The sequence below is a fragment of the Pseudoalteromonas sp. SWYJZ19 genome, from assembly GCF_015864375.1.
Lineage (GTDB): Bacteria > Pseudomonadota > Gammaproteobacteria > Enterobacterales > Alteromonadaceae > Pseudoalteromonas > Pseudoalteromonas arctica.
Genome location: NZ_JADYXI010000012.1, coordinates 1 through 14,157 on the forward strand (window position 1 = coordinate 1; position 14,157 = coordinate 14,157).

Sequence of the window (14,157 nt, forward strand, 5' to 3'; positions counted from 1 at the left end):
GACCGCAAATTCATCATAGCGGCGCTGCTTTTTTACTGCCTGGTGATAAAGAGTTTTTAGCGATAAAGCACGATGGCTTTTGGATACATAAGTTTAATGGTGAAATAGTACGCAAAGTTAACTTTGGTTTTCCACGTAAGTGGGAAATGAAAAACCACCGTATTTCACCCGATGGTAAGTACTTAGCGTTTATGACGTATGGTAGAGAAGATTTTCACTTCCATTGGGTGAATATAGCAAACCCTGAAATAGAGCACTCAGAAAAAGGGGAGGGAAATGGCGTAATCTTTTCACTTGATGAAGATGTTACCCTTAAATTTGGCTATAACCCTAGAGGTGAAGTTGATGAAAACAACAAGGCAGTTACTTATAGTATTATTACCCAAACTAATATTTTAACCGGTGAACAGCAGGTAATACGCACTAAAGAAATGAGAATGTGGGGGCTTAGAAGCATAGCACCTATAGCTATTACCAACCAAAAAGCACAGAGTAACTAGTTATGCATGACATTAGCAAAGGAAGTGCCAGCCCAATCGTGTATTTATTAACTGGTTATGTTAAAAACAATACACCCGTGGGTAAATTAACGCCGGTAGCAAACCGAATTGTTATTGCTGAACAACCAAAGTCAGCCACTTATGATACAAAAAAACCTGTTGTATTAAAAACAAATAGCTCCGGTATTTTATCGACAATAAATAGTGACTCATTAGAAGTACGTCAGCCGTTTCATGCCTACATTGCTAATAATCAACGGCCTATTATTATTCCGCCAATGGAATCCATTGGTCTCATTGCCAATAATAACCCTAGTGGATGGGCGAAAGAGTTTGTTGATAACTTAAAAAATTACAGTAGCTCAAATACGCCGTTATTAGAGTTACAAACAGTCCCTGTTACAAATTTAAAACAGCCTGCAGAAAATAGCGAAGACGACACTTACAATAAGTGGTACGCAAAAGAAATAACTCAAAAAAACGTACAAACTATTCAAGCGTATGTGTTGGCTAAAACGCGAGCAATAATTTTAAGTATTAATCCAAACATTCCGCTTCTTTCTCCCGGCGCAAATATTGTTTTGTCAACACCAGAGGGAAGGGATATACCAGCTACTTTCGACCGCGAAACTAAATTAGCAGTGATATCAGGTACTAACAAGATACTACCCAAAGGGTTGTATAGAATCAAAGTAAGGCTTGATCAAGATACCTACCTAGCTAATATTTCAAACTGGTGTGCCAAATCAGTTCAGTCAGATGATAACTACGATTACTATGAACTCGCCGAAATGATCCACTTTGATATAAAAAATGAGGCAGGTGAGTTTGATGTAATTAATTGCGACCCGCTTTCGGTTGAAGAGGCAATAATAAAGCAATTTCCTCGCTTTTATAGCCACTTAATAAGCTATGCCAAAGATTTAAAAACCGAGCATGCCACGTATGACCCTAAAAATATTAGTGTTAAAGATGAAAACGGTAAAGAAATTGGTCGCGCTAAAGTTAGCGATGAACCAATAAAAATAGCCAGTGGCTTTGAGAGTTTTTGCCATGGCTGAGCGGTGGCTAAAGGCCGTGCACAATTAGCCGCAGGGTTAATAAATACCGATATAACCGCCAGTGCTAGTAACGGTAATTTTACCACTAATGGTAAATTTGTTTTAGGGAGTAAAATTGCTAAAGCAATACATACTCACTTAAATAAAACAGAAGATACAACTATTCAAACAACGCTAGATGCTGTGTTCGCTATGCAAGATGGGCAGGATGCTTGGAAAAAACTACGTGAAGCTCGCGCTGCCTTTACAACCGATGCTTGGCGGCAAGCACTTGCAGAAAATTTGTGGCGTTTACCAGCTAACACACCAGCAGCAATGGAAAGCTATAATAATAGTTTAGGTAAAAAGCTTGGCATTCCTAAGGTAGCAATGGATGCAGCAGGTAATGCACTCAATATAGCTGATTTAACCACAAATATTGCAGCACTTGGGCAAACTACGTTGCAGCAATTTGGTACAAATATCCCTAATTTAGCGCAAGCTAAACGGCACTATAAAACGGTTGCTAACGATTATTTTGAGCATTTAAGTGCCAAAGAAATTGTAAAAGATGTCGTAATTGAAGGGACGTTTTCGCTTAATAGCGAGCAAGTAACCGATGATTACCGCAATATCATTTTGCAGCAAAGCGAGGCCCTTATAACGAAAAAGGTAAACAGGGTCGAGCGCTGCTTAATTGGCATAACAAAGACGCTAAAGCATTTGCCGGTGAAGAGCAGGTTTTTGTTTTTGCTGCAAATTTTAGTTTGAAATATGACTCACCTAAGCGTGTTAAAGTAAACGGCTTAAGGCCTTTTGGAGACATATTTACAAGCCAATTTGGTGATATATTTACTGACAAAGAAGACAGGCAATATACGATGGAGCTAGGTATTGCTAGCTTTAACTCGGCGGGAAATTCGGGCTTTAATTTTAATGATATCGGTTCGATGACCGATAAAATTAGCAACCATGGCTTGCAGTTAAAGTTACCACTACCGAACCCTACAAATAGCAATTTGCCTTGGGGTAAAACACTACCAGAGGCTGATTTAGAAGAATTAGCCGCTGAGCTAAATAGCGATCATTCAACCCCATCACAAAAAGACCTATATAAGCGCTTGTCAGAGGAAGGGTTGACTGAAGATGAAGTGAAACAGTGGTTTGTTGAAGATGCTACAAAGAGGAAAGTAAGGCCGCTAGGAGCTTTTAAAAGCGAATAAATTTATTCGTAATTTAAGTAGTTACTACCAACATAACTGAGCGCAACAGCGCAATTATAGTAAGAATAAAAAAGCTCATGAATATGAGCTTTTTATTTATTAGGGTATGGACATAGTGTGCAGAACGGCTCAGTACTTTAACTGCTTAAAAGGACTTTAATAATGACGGTTTTAAAAAATAACAGCATGCTTTGCGCCCTCAGCGTTTGTTTTAGCTTATTGCTAAGCGGTTGCTCAGAGCCCTCATCGCAAAGCTCAACAAACACAACCGCCGTTGATGTTGCTAAATACCCATGGGCTAAAGAGCATAAAAACCACCCAGAATGGCCACTAGAAATACGCGAAGAGGTGTACGGAGATGCAGATACATTTTCAACCCCGCGGTTAATGTTCTGGAATAAATATAAATACAGCGAGGTTTATACGCTTTGGTCATCAAGGTTAGATGGCTCAGACAGACGTCGTATTATTCCAGAAGAAATTTTTACCCAAATGGAGCCTGCGGGATTGCATCCACCAGCACGCTCACCAGATAACCGTTATATTGCTATTTCGGGTTATATAAATGACCGAGCGACTCGCCAGTTATATGATACTAAAGAAAAAAAACTAATCACTATGTCTGGCGGTGGTGGTTACCCATGGTTTAACTGGACCGAAGACAGTGAAAACGTCATTTTTTACTCAGATGGCAAACACTTTAATTACCATGTACCAACAGGGGAACTCACCTCTCGACCGCAAATTCATCATAGCGGCGCTGCTTTTTTACTGCCTGGTGATAAAGAGTTTTTAGCGATAAAGCACAATGGCTTTTGGATACATAAGTTTAATGGTGAAATAGTACGCAAAGTTAATTTTGATTTTCCACGTAAGTGGGAGATGAGAAATCACCGTATTTCACCAGGCGGCAAATATCTAGCATTTATGACGCATGGTAGAGAAGATTTTCACTTCCACTGGGTGAATATTGCAAACCCTGAAATAGAGCACTCAGAAAAAGGGGAGGGAAATGGTGTTATTTTCTCTCCAGAAGAAGATTACCTATTAGAGTATGCAATAAAACATTCAAAAGAGCGTGATGAAAAAGGTTTCTATCTTTCAGAGCGCGTCATAAAAACAAAAAACATTGTGACAGGTAAGCAGTTAGAGAAGTTAATAAAAGAAAAATATATATGGGGTATGAGATCTTTAACTCCTATCGCTATTACAAACTTAGTAGCTCAAGAAAGGTAGTATTGATTATGCACGATATTAGCAAAGGATCTGCAAGCCCAGTAGTTTACTTATTAACAGGATACTTTGAACAGAATGAATCGATTATATCGATATGAAAGTAGGTTCAATGTAACTCAAATCACTTTGACTATTTTGTCGATAAAGTGAGTAATGGCACTTTTTAATTATTAAACATGGGATTACTTTATAAGCCCAGATAAAAATAATAAAACTTATCTAATCGGGGATCACTTTAAAGCCGATTTGATTATGGTGACAAGAAGCGTGTTTTGTATTTTTAATCTTTTTATTTAAGGTTTATTGGTTTTTATTTTCTTTGTGGTTGTGTTTTAAAGGTGTTTTGTGGAATTTTTATGCTTGCTTCCGTCGCTTTGTAATGTTAAAAATGGGTTTCGCTGAACACACACACAAGAAAACAAGATGCATATTATTCGTTTAATTACACTAAAACTTAACCTCTTACTGCTATGGCAAGTAAGCGGGGATTAGTGTGTTTGCATCGAGTTGAACACTAAAAACCCCGCAATTGCGGGGTTTTTTTTATCTCGCGGCTGGGATTAATTGAAATTTGGGTAACATAGGAATGAGGGGCAGTTATGCAAGAGCAAGATAAAGTATGGATTTTTGATACCACCTTACGTGATGGCGAACAGGCGCTTAAAGCAAGCCTTACTGAAGATGATAAAATTCAATTAGCACATACAATTAGCCGCTTGAATGTGGATGTGATGGAAGTGGGTTTTCCGGTTTCGAGCCCTGCTGATTTTCGCTCGGTGCAACGTATTGCAACCGAAGTAAAAGGCCCGATTATTTGTGGTTTAGCACGCTCAGTTGCTAAAGACATTGAAGCCTGTGGCGAAGCACTTCGCACAGCTCAGCAAAGCCGTATTCATACTTTTATTGCTACAAGCCCTTTGCACCTTGAACATAAATTACGTATGAGCCTAGACGATGCAACAGCAATGGCCGTTAAATCAATTAAATTGGCACGTAACTACACTGATGATGTTGAATTTTCGTGTGAAGATGCTGGTCGTACGCCGCATTGGGATTTATGTAAAATTGTTGAGCAGGCAATTAATGCCGGAGCTTCAACTATTAACTTGCCAGATACCGTTGGTTTTGTAACGCCAGACGAATACGCCGCGATGATCCGCCATTTAATGAATAACGTGCCAAATATTGATAAAGCGCGTTTAAGTGTGCATTGCCACAACGATTTAGGTTTAGCAGTAGCAAACTCGGTGGCTGCAGTGCAAGCAGGCGCACGCCAAATTGAGTGTACTATTAATGGCATTGGTGAGCGTGCTGGTAACTGCTCGCTTGAAGAAGTGGCGATGATCATGAAAATGCGCCACGACCACTTAAAAGTATACACCGATATTAAAAGTGAAGAAATTTACCGCGCATCTCGTCAAGTGGCTAAAATTTGTAATATGCCAGTACAACCAAATAAAGCAATTGTTGGCGAAAACGCATTTGCACATAGTTCTGGCATTCACCAAGACGGTGTATTAAAAGCGCAAAATACTTATGAGATTATGTCGCCAGAAAGCGTTGGTGTGCCAAGTAACCAATTAAATATGACTTCGCGTTCGGGTCGCCATGTTATTGAGCATCGCCTAGAAGAATTAGGCTATCAAAAATCTGATTACGATATGGATGGCTTATATAAAAGCTTTATTGAGTTGGCTGACCAAAAAGGCACAGTATACGATTACGACCTTGAGGCGATGATTTACTTTAATCAAATTAACGACAAAGACGAGAAATACCAATTAGAATTTGTTAACTCAGCCTCTAACTCACAATCGGTAGCAAGCTCTACTATTGGAATGCGCATTGATGGCGAAGCTAAACAAGAAGCCGCGACAGGTAATGGCCCAGTTGAAGCTTCGTTTGCAGCTATTGAGCGCTTAACCGGTATGAGCGTTGAAATGATTGAATATAACTTAGAAGCGACAGGCCAAGGTGCAAGCTCATTAGGCCAAGTAAATATTATAGCTAAATACGATGGCCGACCTTACCACGGTGCGGGCATTGCAGCGGATGTGGTTGAAGCGTCGGTACGCGCCATGATCCGTGTTTATAACTTAATTTATCGTGCACAAAAAGTGTCTGATTTAAAACAACAAAGGAAAGCAGGATGAGTAAAACAAACTACAGCGTTGCGGTATTAGCTGGCGACGGTATTGGTCCAGAAGTAATGGCAGCAGCAGAGCAAGTACTTGATGCTGTGAGCAATAAGTTTGGTTTTACCCTAAACCGCGAGCATTATGCAATTGGCGGCGCAGCCATTGACGAATTTGGTAAAGCATTACCAGAGAGCACGCTTACTGCGTGTGAAAACTCAGACGCTATTTTATTTGGTTCGGTAGGCGGTCCTAAATGGGAAAACTTACCACCAAACGAGCAGCCTGAGCGCGCATCGTTATTGCCGCTTCGTAAGCACTTTGGTTTGTTTTGTAATTTACGCCCTGCACAGTTATTACCTGCATTAAGTGCAGCGTCGCCACTTCGCGCTGATATCAGCGAAAAAGGGTTTGATATTTTATGTGTGCGCGAACTAACTGGCGGCATTTACTTTGGTGAAAAAGGCCGCAGTGGTGAAGGCGCAGAAGAGTTTGCATTTGATACGCAAACATACTCACGAAAAGAAATTGAACGTATTGCACGCTTTGCTTTTGAAGCTGCAAAACTACGTAGTAACCATGTTACCTCTGTTGATAAAGCCAATGTATTAGCATCAAGCGTATTATGGCGCGAAGTAGTCACCGAAGTAAGCAAAGACTACCCAGAAGTAAGCTTAGATTACATTTACGTAGATAACGCCGCTATGCAGTTAGTTAAGCAGCCTAGCCAATTTGATGTATTACTTTGCGATAACTTATTTGGCGATATTTTGTCAGATGAGTGCGCCATGATCACAGGCTCAATGGGCTTATTACCATCGGCAAGCTTGAATCAATCGGGTTTTGGATTGTACGAGCCAGCAGGCGGTTCAGCACCAGATATTGCAGGTAAAGGCGTTGCAAACCCAATAGCACAAATTTTAAGTGCCGCGTTAATGCTACGTTACTCGCTAGGACAAGACGAAGCTGCACGCACCATTGAAAAAGCAGTAGCAGAAGCCGTAGAAGCAGGCGTTGGTACACCAGATATATATCCAAATGCAGGTTACAGCACAAGCGATGTGGCAGCAGCCATCGTTTCACGCATTTAATAACATATTAAAGTTGCAGCACCGTTATGCTGCAACTCAAACAGATTAGGGAATTAGCAAGTGGCCCAAACGTTATACGACAAAATTTGGCAAGCACATACCGTTGCCAGCATAAACGAGCAAACCGACTTACTTTATATTGACCGCCATTTAGTGCATGAAGTTACTTCTCCGCAGGCTTTTGCTGGTCTACGTGAAAAAAACCGTACTGTACGTTGCCCAGAAAAAACCTTTGCAACGATGGATCATAACGTATCGACTAAAAGCCGATCACTTGATGCAGCAAGCGAAGTATCTAAAAACCAATTAATGGCACTTGATAAAAACTGTAAAGAGTTTGGTATTGTACTTTACGATTTAAACTCAATTAACCAAGGCATTGTGCATGTAATGGGCCCAGAGCAAGGTATTACTTTGCCAGGCACAACCATTGTATGTGGCGATAGCCATACCTCTACGCATGGTGCGTTTGGCGCATTGGCGCATGGTATTGGCACATCTGAGGTTGAGCACGTATTAGCAACGCAAACGCTACAGCAAAAAAAGGCTAAATCGTTAAAAATTCAAATTAACGGTGTATTGCGTCCAACGGTTACTGCTAAAGATTTAATTATGGCGGTAATTGGCAAGTTAGGTACTGCTGGTGGCACAGGTTATGTAGCAGAGTTTTGTGGTGCTGGCATTGAAGCGCTTTCAATGGAAGCCCGTATGACGCTATGTAATATGAGCATTGAAATGGGTGCAAAAGCGGGTTTAATTGCATCTGACCAAATTACTTATGATTACTTAAAAGGTCGTCCGTTTGCACCAAAAGGCGCAGATTTTGATGCAGCCGTTGAATATTGGGAAACATTAAAAACGGATGAAGGCGCACACTTTGATTTAGTTGTTGAGCTAAATGCCGACGACATTCAGCCGCAAATTACCTGGGGCACAAGCCCAGAGCAAGTAATTGGTGTTGATGAGTGCATACCCGATCCAGACCAAGAACCAGATTTAATTAAAGCCGATGCTATTCGCAGCGCGCTTAAGTACATGGATTTAAAAGCGGGTGATAAATTATCAAGCGCGAAAGTAGACACGGTATTTATTGGCTCATGTACAAATAGCCGCATTGAAGATTTACGCGCAGCTGCAAAAATTGTTGAAGGCAAACATGTGGTAGCAGGCATTGAAGCGTTAATTGTACCGGGCTCTGGCTTAGTTAAAAAACAAGCCGAAGACGAAGGCTTAGCTGATATTTTTAAAGCCGCTGGCTTTGAATGGCGCGAACCGGGTTGTTCTATGTGTTTAGCGATGAACGATGACCGCCTAGGAGCAGGCAAGCGTTGTGCATCTACTTCTAACCGTAACTTTGAGGGCCGCCAAGGTCGTGGCGGGCGTACCCATTTAGTTAGCCCTGCAATGGCGGCAGCCGCTGCAATACATGGTCACTTTGTTGATATTAGAGGAGAAGCCTAATGAGCGTATTTTTTAGTGGCTTAATGGCCCCACTTGATAAAAACAATGTAGATACTGACCAAATTATCCCTAAGCAGTTTTTAACATCAACTAGCCGCGAAGGCTTTGATGCGGCATTGTTTTATGATTGGCGTTACCTAGATAACGACGAGCCAAACCCTGACTTTATTTTAAACCGCCCATGCTACCAAGGCGCGCAAATATTATTAACGCGCGACAACTTTGGTTGTGGCTCATCTCGTGAGCACGCGCCATGGGCGCTGAAGCAATATGGCTTTGAAGTTATTTTAGCTGAAAGCTTTGCAGATATTTTCTTTAATAACTGTGGTAACAACCAAATGTTAGCCATAGCGTTACCTGCCGATACGCTTGAGCAGTTGTTTGTACTGAGTGAGCAGCACGACGATATTAACATTGAAATCGATCTTGAAAATCAAACACTAACAAGCAGTAAATTTGCGCCAATTAACTTTGATATTAGTAAAGAAGTAAAAGAGCGCTTATTAAGTGGCTTAGATTTTATTGGTGTAACCGAAACGCTAAACCCACAAATTGATGCGTTTGAAAAGCAACTCGCTACTGAGCGTTCTTGGCAGTAATTGCTTAACCGTGTGTATTAAAAATCACGTATTAAAAAGCACGGCAATTGCCGTGCTTTTTTGTGGGTAAATATGAGATGTGGTAGCTAAAGGTTAATGCCTAAAGTCAGCCATTAACGCCGGTATACCAGGTAACATGCCTACAATTGCCATTACAGTGGTAAGTAACACAAACATAATAAGTGGAATCACCCAGCGGCTCATTTTAGTTAGCTCAGCGCTGCGCTCTTTACAGCCAATCAGCCCTAAGTTATCAAGTAACATAGTAAGCGACCAACCAAAAGCCGGATTAACTAAGGTCGAAGCAAATACCACAATAGCGGCTGATTGCGTTGTTTTACCTTCGCGTGTCATTTCCATGCCAGCTTCAAGTAGCGGGATAAACACACCCACAATAAGTGCTACACAGAGCACAGGCTGCCAAATTGCTAAATCCATAGGGTAGCCCCATAAACCAGCAATAATACAAAATAATGCAGTTAAAATAGCGCCAGCAGGAATAGGGCGTTTAGCAATAGCGGCAGGCACAATATAAGTACCCCAAGACGAGGCAAAGTTAGCACCACCGGCAAGTGAGCCAAACGTTTGTCTAACCGATGCGCTTAGCATGGTATCGTCGATATTCATTTGCACTTTTTCGGTGCGTTGTGGATAGCTTATTTTTTGAAATACTTGATGACCTAAAAAATCAGGTGACCACATGGCGACAGCAAGTACAGCGAAAGGGAGTACAACAACAAAGCTTTCAAGCGTTGGTAGGCCAAGCATCCAACCTGTGTTTTCGCCCCACCAGTATGCTGGGTTCATATTTGGTAAACCCGGTGCAGTATGAAACTCAAAGGGTGCACCTAAAGCAAAGGCAACCACGCCACCAATAAGGCAACTCAATGGCACAGCTAACCAGCGTTTTTTAAAGTGCTCTAAAAGTGCATACAATAAAATGGTGGCTAAAATAACAATAAATGCAATGTGCGCCATATCAATGGCTTCAGCCCAAGCAAACAGCTTTTTAACTTGCGAAATAGTGCCAATAAAGCCCAAATAAATAAGTAGTCCGCCACACACCCCTTTACTGGTTAGGCGCGCGAGCATACTTCCTCCCTTGGTTATGGCTAAAATAAAACCAAAGGCACCAATGAGTAAGCCAAACGCCATAGGATGGCCGCCAGCTGCAACTACAATAGGAATTAACGGAATAAGCGGGCCGTGAGTGCCGGCTAAGTTGGCTGTTGGTAAAATAAAGCCTGAAAATAAAATGATAAAAATAGAAACAATGAGTAATTCGTAACGCACATTTTCTAAAACAAACGCATCGCCTAAACCAAGAGGTGCCGCAAATGTTGCTGCAATAGCGCCCACCATAACCACTTTACCAATAGTACCGGCCATTGCTGGAATGGTGTCTTCAAATTCAAATCGGTAATCTCTAAACGGTAAATTAGGTCGCCAACGTTTAGGCTGCATAATTTGTAATTCATGTTCGAGATACTCGTCGCGAGTATTAAACTCTGAACTCGGTTTATGAAGCTGCTCGTAGCTTTGAGCATCCTTGTGCGTGTTTGATGGTGCATCACCGGGCGGTGTAGTTTGCATGCGTTCTCCTGCAACATTGTTGCTTAGTCAAATAAATACGGCTTTTGTTAAAGCAAATGAATATTGAGCATGCAGGGTAAATCAGCTTTTAGGCTGGGATGTATAGGCAAAAGGTCGTGCATGGTTGTTTTTAATACAGTTAATCTGACAGTCAGCTTTACGTTAAAAATTATAAAATTACACAAAATGATTTAAAGTTATTACAAATCAATGGTTTGGTTTTTATTTCAAGGAGTTTGATCACTGTTTATAGCGGGGAATAGTGTTAATGGCAGGTTATTATCCTTTAGTCTTAGTGGCTGTAAAAGCCGCTTTGTTTGAAAAGCTTATTGGTAGCAGCCGTTAATTTCGTTTTATTTGTGGTGAAATAATACTTCTGTTACTTTCGGATTGTTAATAACAACAATAAAGAATAGAGATGCAACTCAACTCCCCTAAATCAATTGGTATTTTACTTGGTACGCTTTACGGCATATTTATGCGGCTGTTTGTAGAGCTAGTCAATGCTTACAATTTAGGTAGCTTAGTCTCTATATCATTTATGTTTTTAGTGCCTGTTGCTATTGGCTATATTCGTATTCACTTTGAGTACAACGAATCAAAAACATTAACTAAAAGGCAAATGATCACGATTGCTTGGCAGCCTATTTTTGTTTTTTTATTTGTAAGTATAATTACTTTGCTTGAAGGGAGCATTTGTGTGGCAATGGCTTTGCCTGCTTTTATGTTTTTTGCCAGCATTGGTGGGTTACTTGCGGGCTTTGTTAGAAAACGTAAAATAAAAAAAGCGAATAGTTCTTTATTATCAATCGCGTTGTTACCTATATTGCTCTCACCTATTGAAGTTAACTTTTTATATTTATCAAAAACATACGAAGTAACAAATTCAATAGCTATTAACGCGCCCATCAATGTTGTGTGGCAGCAGTTAGCTAATGTGAGTGACATAAAACCACAGGAAGTGCCTTTTTCACTCACTCAATTAATTGGCGTACCAAAGCCATTAAAGGCAAGTATGAATGCTAGCGGTATAGGCGCTGTTCGCACAAGTACTTGGCAAAAAGGCGTTGTGTTTAAAGAAGTAATAACCGACTGGCAACCAAATAAACAGATGCTTTATAGATTTGACATAGACCCTGATGCTATCCCCGATGACGCACTCGATAAACACGTAAAACTAGGCGGTGAATACTTTTCACCTCTTTACGGTGGATATGAGTTAAGTGAAGATAAAAGCGGCAATACGATTTTAACGTTAAAAACGACCGTGCAAGATAATACAAATTTTGGTGTTTATTCGCGAATATGGGGGGAGGTGATATTTCAAGATTTTCATCATTCACTTTTAACGTTGATGAAAAACAGAGCTGAAAAGTCACTTATCGCAGCTGTTTCTTATAATTAGCTTAAACCATCATATTTCTAAAAAATATTACACACTAAAAGGTAAAGCCTTTGCATTTGCAAAGGCTTTTGTTTTAACTGCTAACTTTTACCAAATCATTTCTACAAATTCAGGGTGGTCGATATACGGGTTACGATTGCCTTGAAATTCAAACGCTGCTTGGTTACGGTCAAGTTCCATTTGGCTTACAGGATCGCTGTTATGCCAGTTAAGCAGCATGGCTACAACCCAGTTCTCGAATACTTGGTTGCTTGAACCATTAAGTACAGCATTACTTGAGGTCGTTTTGGTTTGCCAAGTGCCTATTACATTTTCGTAGCGCGTTGCCATGTAAAAATAAGCGCGAGCAAAGTCACCTTTAAATTCGTCAATTGGCTCAAATACAGTACCTGAGTAATTTAATGAATTTGCGGCAGAACCTAATTTACTTCCGTTAGTTGATGTAAATGAAGCGCTTGCTACTTCACCAAATGGGAAGTTACTACGTTTTGAGTTTACATAACCGTCGGTTGCGTAAATATGATGCACATCTGAGTTCATTGGCTCAATAGTGCCGCCAAACCAGCTTTTAGGAAATGAATGCTCACGGTTGTAACAGCCGCCTTCTCCACTATAGTTACCACATTGATCGCTCACCGCAGCATAATTGTAGCTATCTGAGCCGTTTGGTTTTTCGCTATACATATCTAAAATGCTGTTATCGTTTTCAAAGTATGTATCACGTGCAGATGAGTCGTAAAAATTCCAAATAGCCGAGTAACCCTGTGCATTATGATCTTTAATAATATTATAAAGCTCAGTTTTTAGTGCATAACCCGATAGCCCTTGAGCAGTAACATAGTAGCCAGTGGGTGTTGGGTTAGTCCCGCCGCCATCACCAGAGCCACTGCCTAAAGTAAATGCCGTGCTGTCTGTATTATTAAAACTTGCACCGCTAGCAAGTGTGGTAGAGCCTTGCTTAAGCGCATAACTGCCATTACCTGTTGAACAACACATGCCATCGCCGTAGCTGTCGTTAATAACAAGTGTGTAAGTTCCATCAGTTAGGCATATTTGCTCATCATACTGAGTGTTTGATGCGTAACCACTGCCGTTAGCAACAGCGCTACCTTGATTGTTATTAACGGCCCAGCTAGTTTCGCTACCGTAATTATCGGTGTTAAGCGTTAAGGTAAGGCTATTGTCGGTACAGCTTGTTGATGCGCTGCCATCAGCGTTTGGTAAAAAGTTATCTACGTATACGGTTTCGCTGCCATCAAATCCACTTACATCGTAAAACCTAAGGCCAACACTAATTGTTTTATTACTGCTTGCTGTATAGCTATGGCTAACTGTTTGCCATTGGTTAGTTTGTGCTTGATTTGAATAGCCTTGATAACCATCTACATACAAGCGAGCTTTAATTTTACCTTCGGTGTGGTAAACATCAGCCGAAAAGTTATAGGTTTTACCCGCTTCTACAGCAACTTGTTGTAGTAAATCAGTGTTACTTTGCGATCCTGTTGTTACATTGACAGCAGCAGAGCTACTACCGCTTTTAACTGTACTGGTTGAGCGCGTTAAGCTGATTCCGCTATCAATAGTGCTCCAAGAACTAGGTGTATTGCCAGTCCATTGTTCAAAGTCGCCATTAGCTACATTGGCCATTACAGGTAATGAGCCAAGTAATAATGCGGTACTAAGTAGTTTATTTTTATATTTCCCGTGTAACATAGTTGTTCCTATTTTTATTTTGAATGGGGAATATACCCTACATTAGTTAGGTTACAAAATTGTTAATTTAAAGTGCTGTAAAAGGCAATAATCGTCCTTTAATCTGTTTTTGAAGGTATTTTTATAAATTAATAACTAAATGGAATATCAAAGCAGATTCT

General features: G+C 40.5%; 11 protein-coding genes and 1 pseudogene. 10 read left to right on the forward strand and 2 right to left on the reverse strand.

Features of this window, described 5'->3' with window-relative positions; all coding sequences use genetic code 11:
• The 9 genes and pseudogenes from I6F45_RS12705 to leuD form a co-directional block, all read left to right on the forward strand.
• Positions 1 to 500 (forward strand): annotated as a pseudogene (locus I6F45_RS12705) (hypothetical protein); the annotation flags it as partial.
• Positions 501 to 502: 2 nt separating this feature from the next.
• Positions 503 to 1,561, forward strand: a complete 1,059-nt coding sequence (locus tag I6F45_RS21400; RefSeq protein WP_231609667.1) for a hypothetical protein — start codon at positions 503 to 505, stop codon at positions 1,559 to 1,561.
• 3 nt (positions 1,562 to 1,564) lie between these two features.
• Complete coding sequence (locus I6F45_RS21405; RefSeq protein WP_231609668.1) at positions 1,565 to 2,311, forward strand: hypothetical protein; 747 nt, start codon at positions 1,565 to 1,567, stop codon at positions 2,309 to 2,311.
• Positions 2,308 to 2,763, forward strand: coding sequence for a hypothetical protein (locus I6F45_RS21410; protein ID WP_231609669.1), 456 nt, complete (start codon positions 2,308 to 2,310; stop codon positions 2,761 to 2,763). Before I6F45_RS21405 ends, I6F45_RS21410 begins: the two co-directional genes overlap by 4 nt.
• Before the next feature lie 162 nt (positions 2,764 to 2,925).
• Complete coding sequence (locus tag I6F45_RS12715; RefSeq protein WP_197160696.1) at positions 2,926 to 3,999, forward strand: hypothetical protein; 1,074 nt, start codon at positions 2,926 to 2,928, stop codon at positions 3,997 to 3,999.
• A gap of 599 nt (positions 4,000 to 4,598) precedes the next feature.
• A complete protein-coding gene (gene leuA / locus I6F45_RS12720; RefSeq protein WP_008171909.1) occupies positions 4,599 to 6,152 on the forward strand; it encodes a 2-isopropylmalate synthase in 1,554 nt (517 codons plus the stop codon).
• Complete coding sequence (gene leuB / locus I6F45_RS12725) at positions 6,149 to 7,225, forward strand: 3-isopropylmalate dehydrogenase (RefSeq protein WP_007582207.1); 1,077 nt, start codon at positions 6,149 to 6,151, stop codon at positions 7,223 to 7,225. Before leuA ends, leuB begins: the two co-directional genes overlap by 4 nt.
• Positions 7,226 to 7,285: 60 nt before the next feature.
• Complete coding sequence (leuC, locus tag I6F45_RS12730) at positions 7,286 to 8,686, forward strand: 3-isopropylmalate dehydratase large subunit (protein ID WP_154903733.1); 1,401 nt, start codon at positions 7,286 to 7,288, stop codon at positions 8,684 to 8,686.
• Positions 8,686 to 9,285, forward strand: coding sequence for a 3-isopropylmalate dehydratase small subunit (gene leuD, locus I6F45_RS12735; protein ID WP_197141312.1), 600 nt, complete (start codon positions 8,686 to 8,688; stop codon positions 9,283 to 9,285). The genes leuC and leuD overlap by 1 nt, the downstream gene beginning before the upstream one ends.
• 93 nt (positions 9,286 to 9,378) lie before the next feature.
• Here leuD and I6F45_RS12740 read toward each other — a convergent pair whose 3' ends face one another.
• The gene (locus tag I6F45_RS12740) at positions 9,379 to 10,878 is read right to left on the reverse strand and encodes a DUF3360 family protein (protein ID WP_165728343.1); all 1,500 of its coding nucleotides are present in this window, start codon (positions 10,876 to 10,878) and stop codon (positions 9,379 to 9,381) included.
• Between the two features lie 418 nt (positions 10,879 to 11,296).
• Between I6F45_RS12740 and I6F45_RS12745 the strand changes: the two genes are divergently transcribed.
• The gene (locus I6F45_RS12745) at positions 11,297 to 12,283 is read left to right on the forward strand and encodes a hypothetical protein (protein WP_197160698.1); all 987 of its coding nucleotides are present in this window, start codon (positions 11,297 to 11,299) and stop codon (positions 12,281 to 12,283) included.
• Positions 12,284 to 12,370: 87 nt separating this feature from the next.
• On the opposite strand, the gene I6F45_RS12750 is transcribed toward I6F45_RS12745, so the two are convergent.
• Complete coding sequence (locus I6F45_RS12750) at positions 12,371 to 13,996, reverse strand: endonuclease (protein WP_197160699.1); 1,626 nt, start codon at positions 13,994 to 13,996, stop codon at positions 12,371 to 12,373.
• Between the last annotated feature and the right edge of the window lie 161 nt (positions 13,997 to 14,157).

What these genes read in the sequence shown, in the direction of transcription:
- leuD (WP_197141312.1), top strand. Translation starts at nt 8,686, where the DNA reads ATGAGCGTATTTTTTAGTGGCTTAATGGCCCCACTTGATAAAAACAAT.
- I6F45_RS12750 (WP_197160699.1), bottom strand. Translation starts at nt 13,996, where the DNA reads ATGTTACACGGGAAATATAAAAATAAACTACTTAGTACCGCATTATTA.
- I6F45_RS12740 (WP_165728343.1), bottom strand. Translation starts at nt 10,878, where the DNA reads ATGCAAACTACACCGCCCGGTGATGCACCATCAAACACGCACAAGGAT.
- I6F45_RS12715 (WP_197160696.1), top strand. Translation starts at nt 2,926, where the DNA reads ATGACGGTTTTAAAAAATAACAGCATGCTTTGCGCCCTCAGCGTTTGT.
- leuA (WP_008171909.1), top strand. Translation starts at nt 4,599, where the DNA reads ATGCAAGAGCAAGATAAAGTATGGATTTTTGATACCACCTTACGTGAT.
- leuB (WP_007582207.1), top strand. Translation starts at nt 6,149, where the DNA reads ATGAGTAAAACAAACTACAGCGTTGCGGTATTAGCTGGCGACGGTATT.
- I6F45_RS12745 (WP_197160698.1), top strand. Translation starts at nt 11,297, where the DNA reads ATGCAACTCAACTCCCCTAAATCAATTGGTATTTTACTTGGTACGCTT.
- I6F45_RS21400 (WP_231609667.1), top strand. Translation starts at nt 503, where the DNA reads ATGCATGACATTAGCAAAGGAAGTGCCAGCCCAATCGTGTATTTATTA.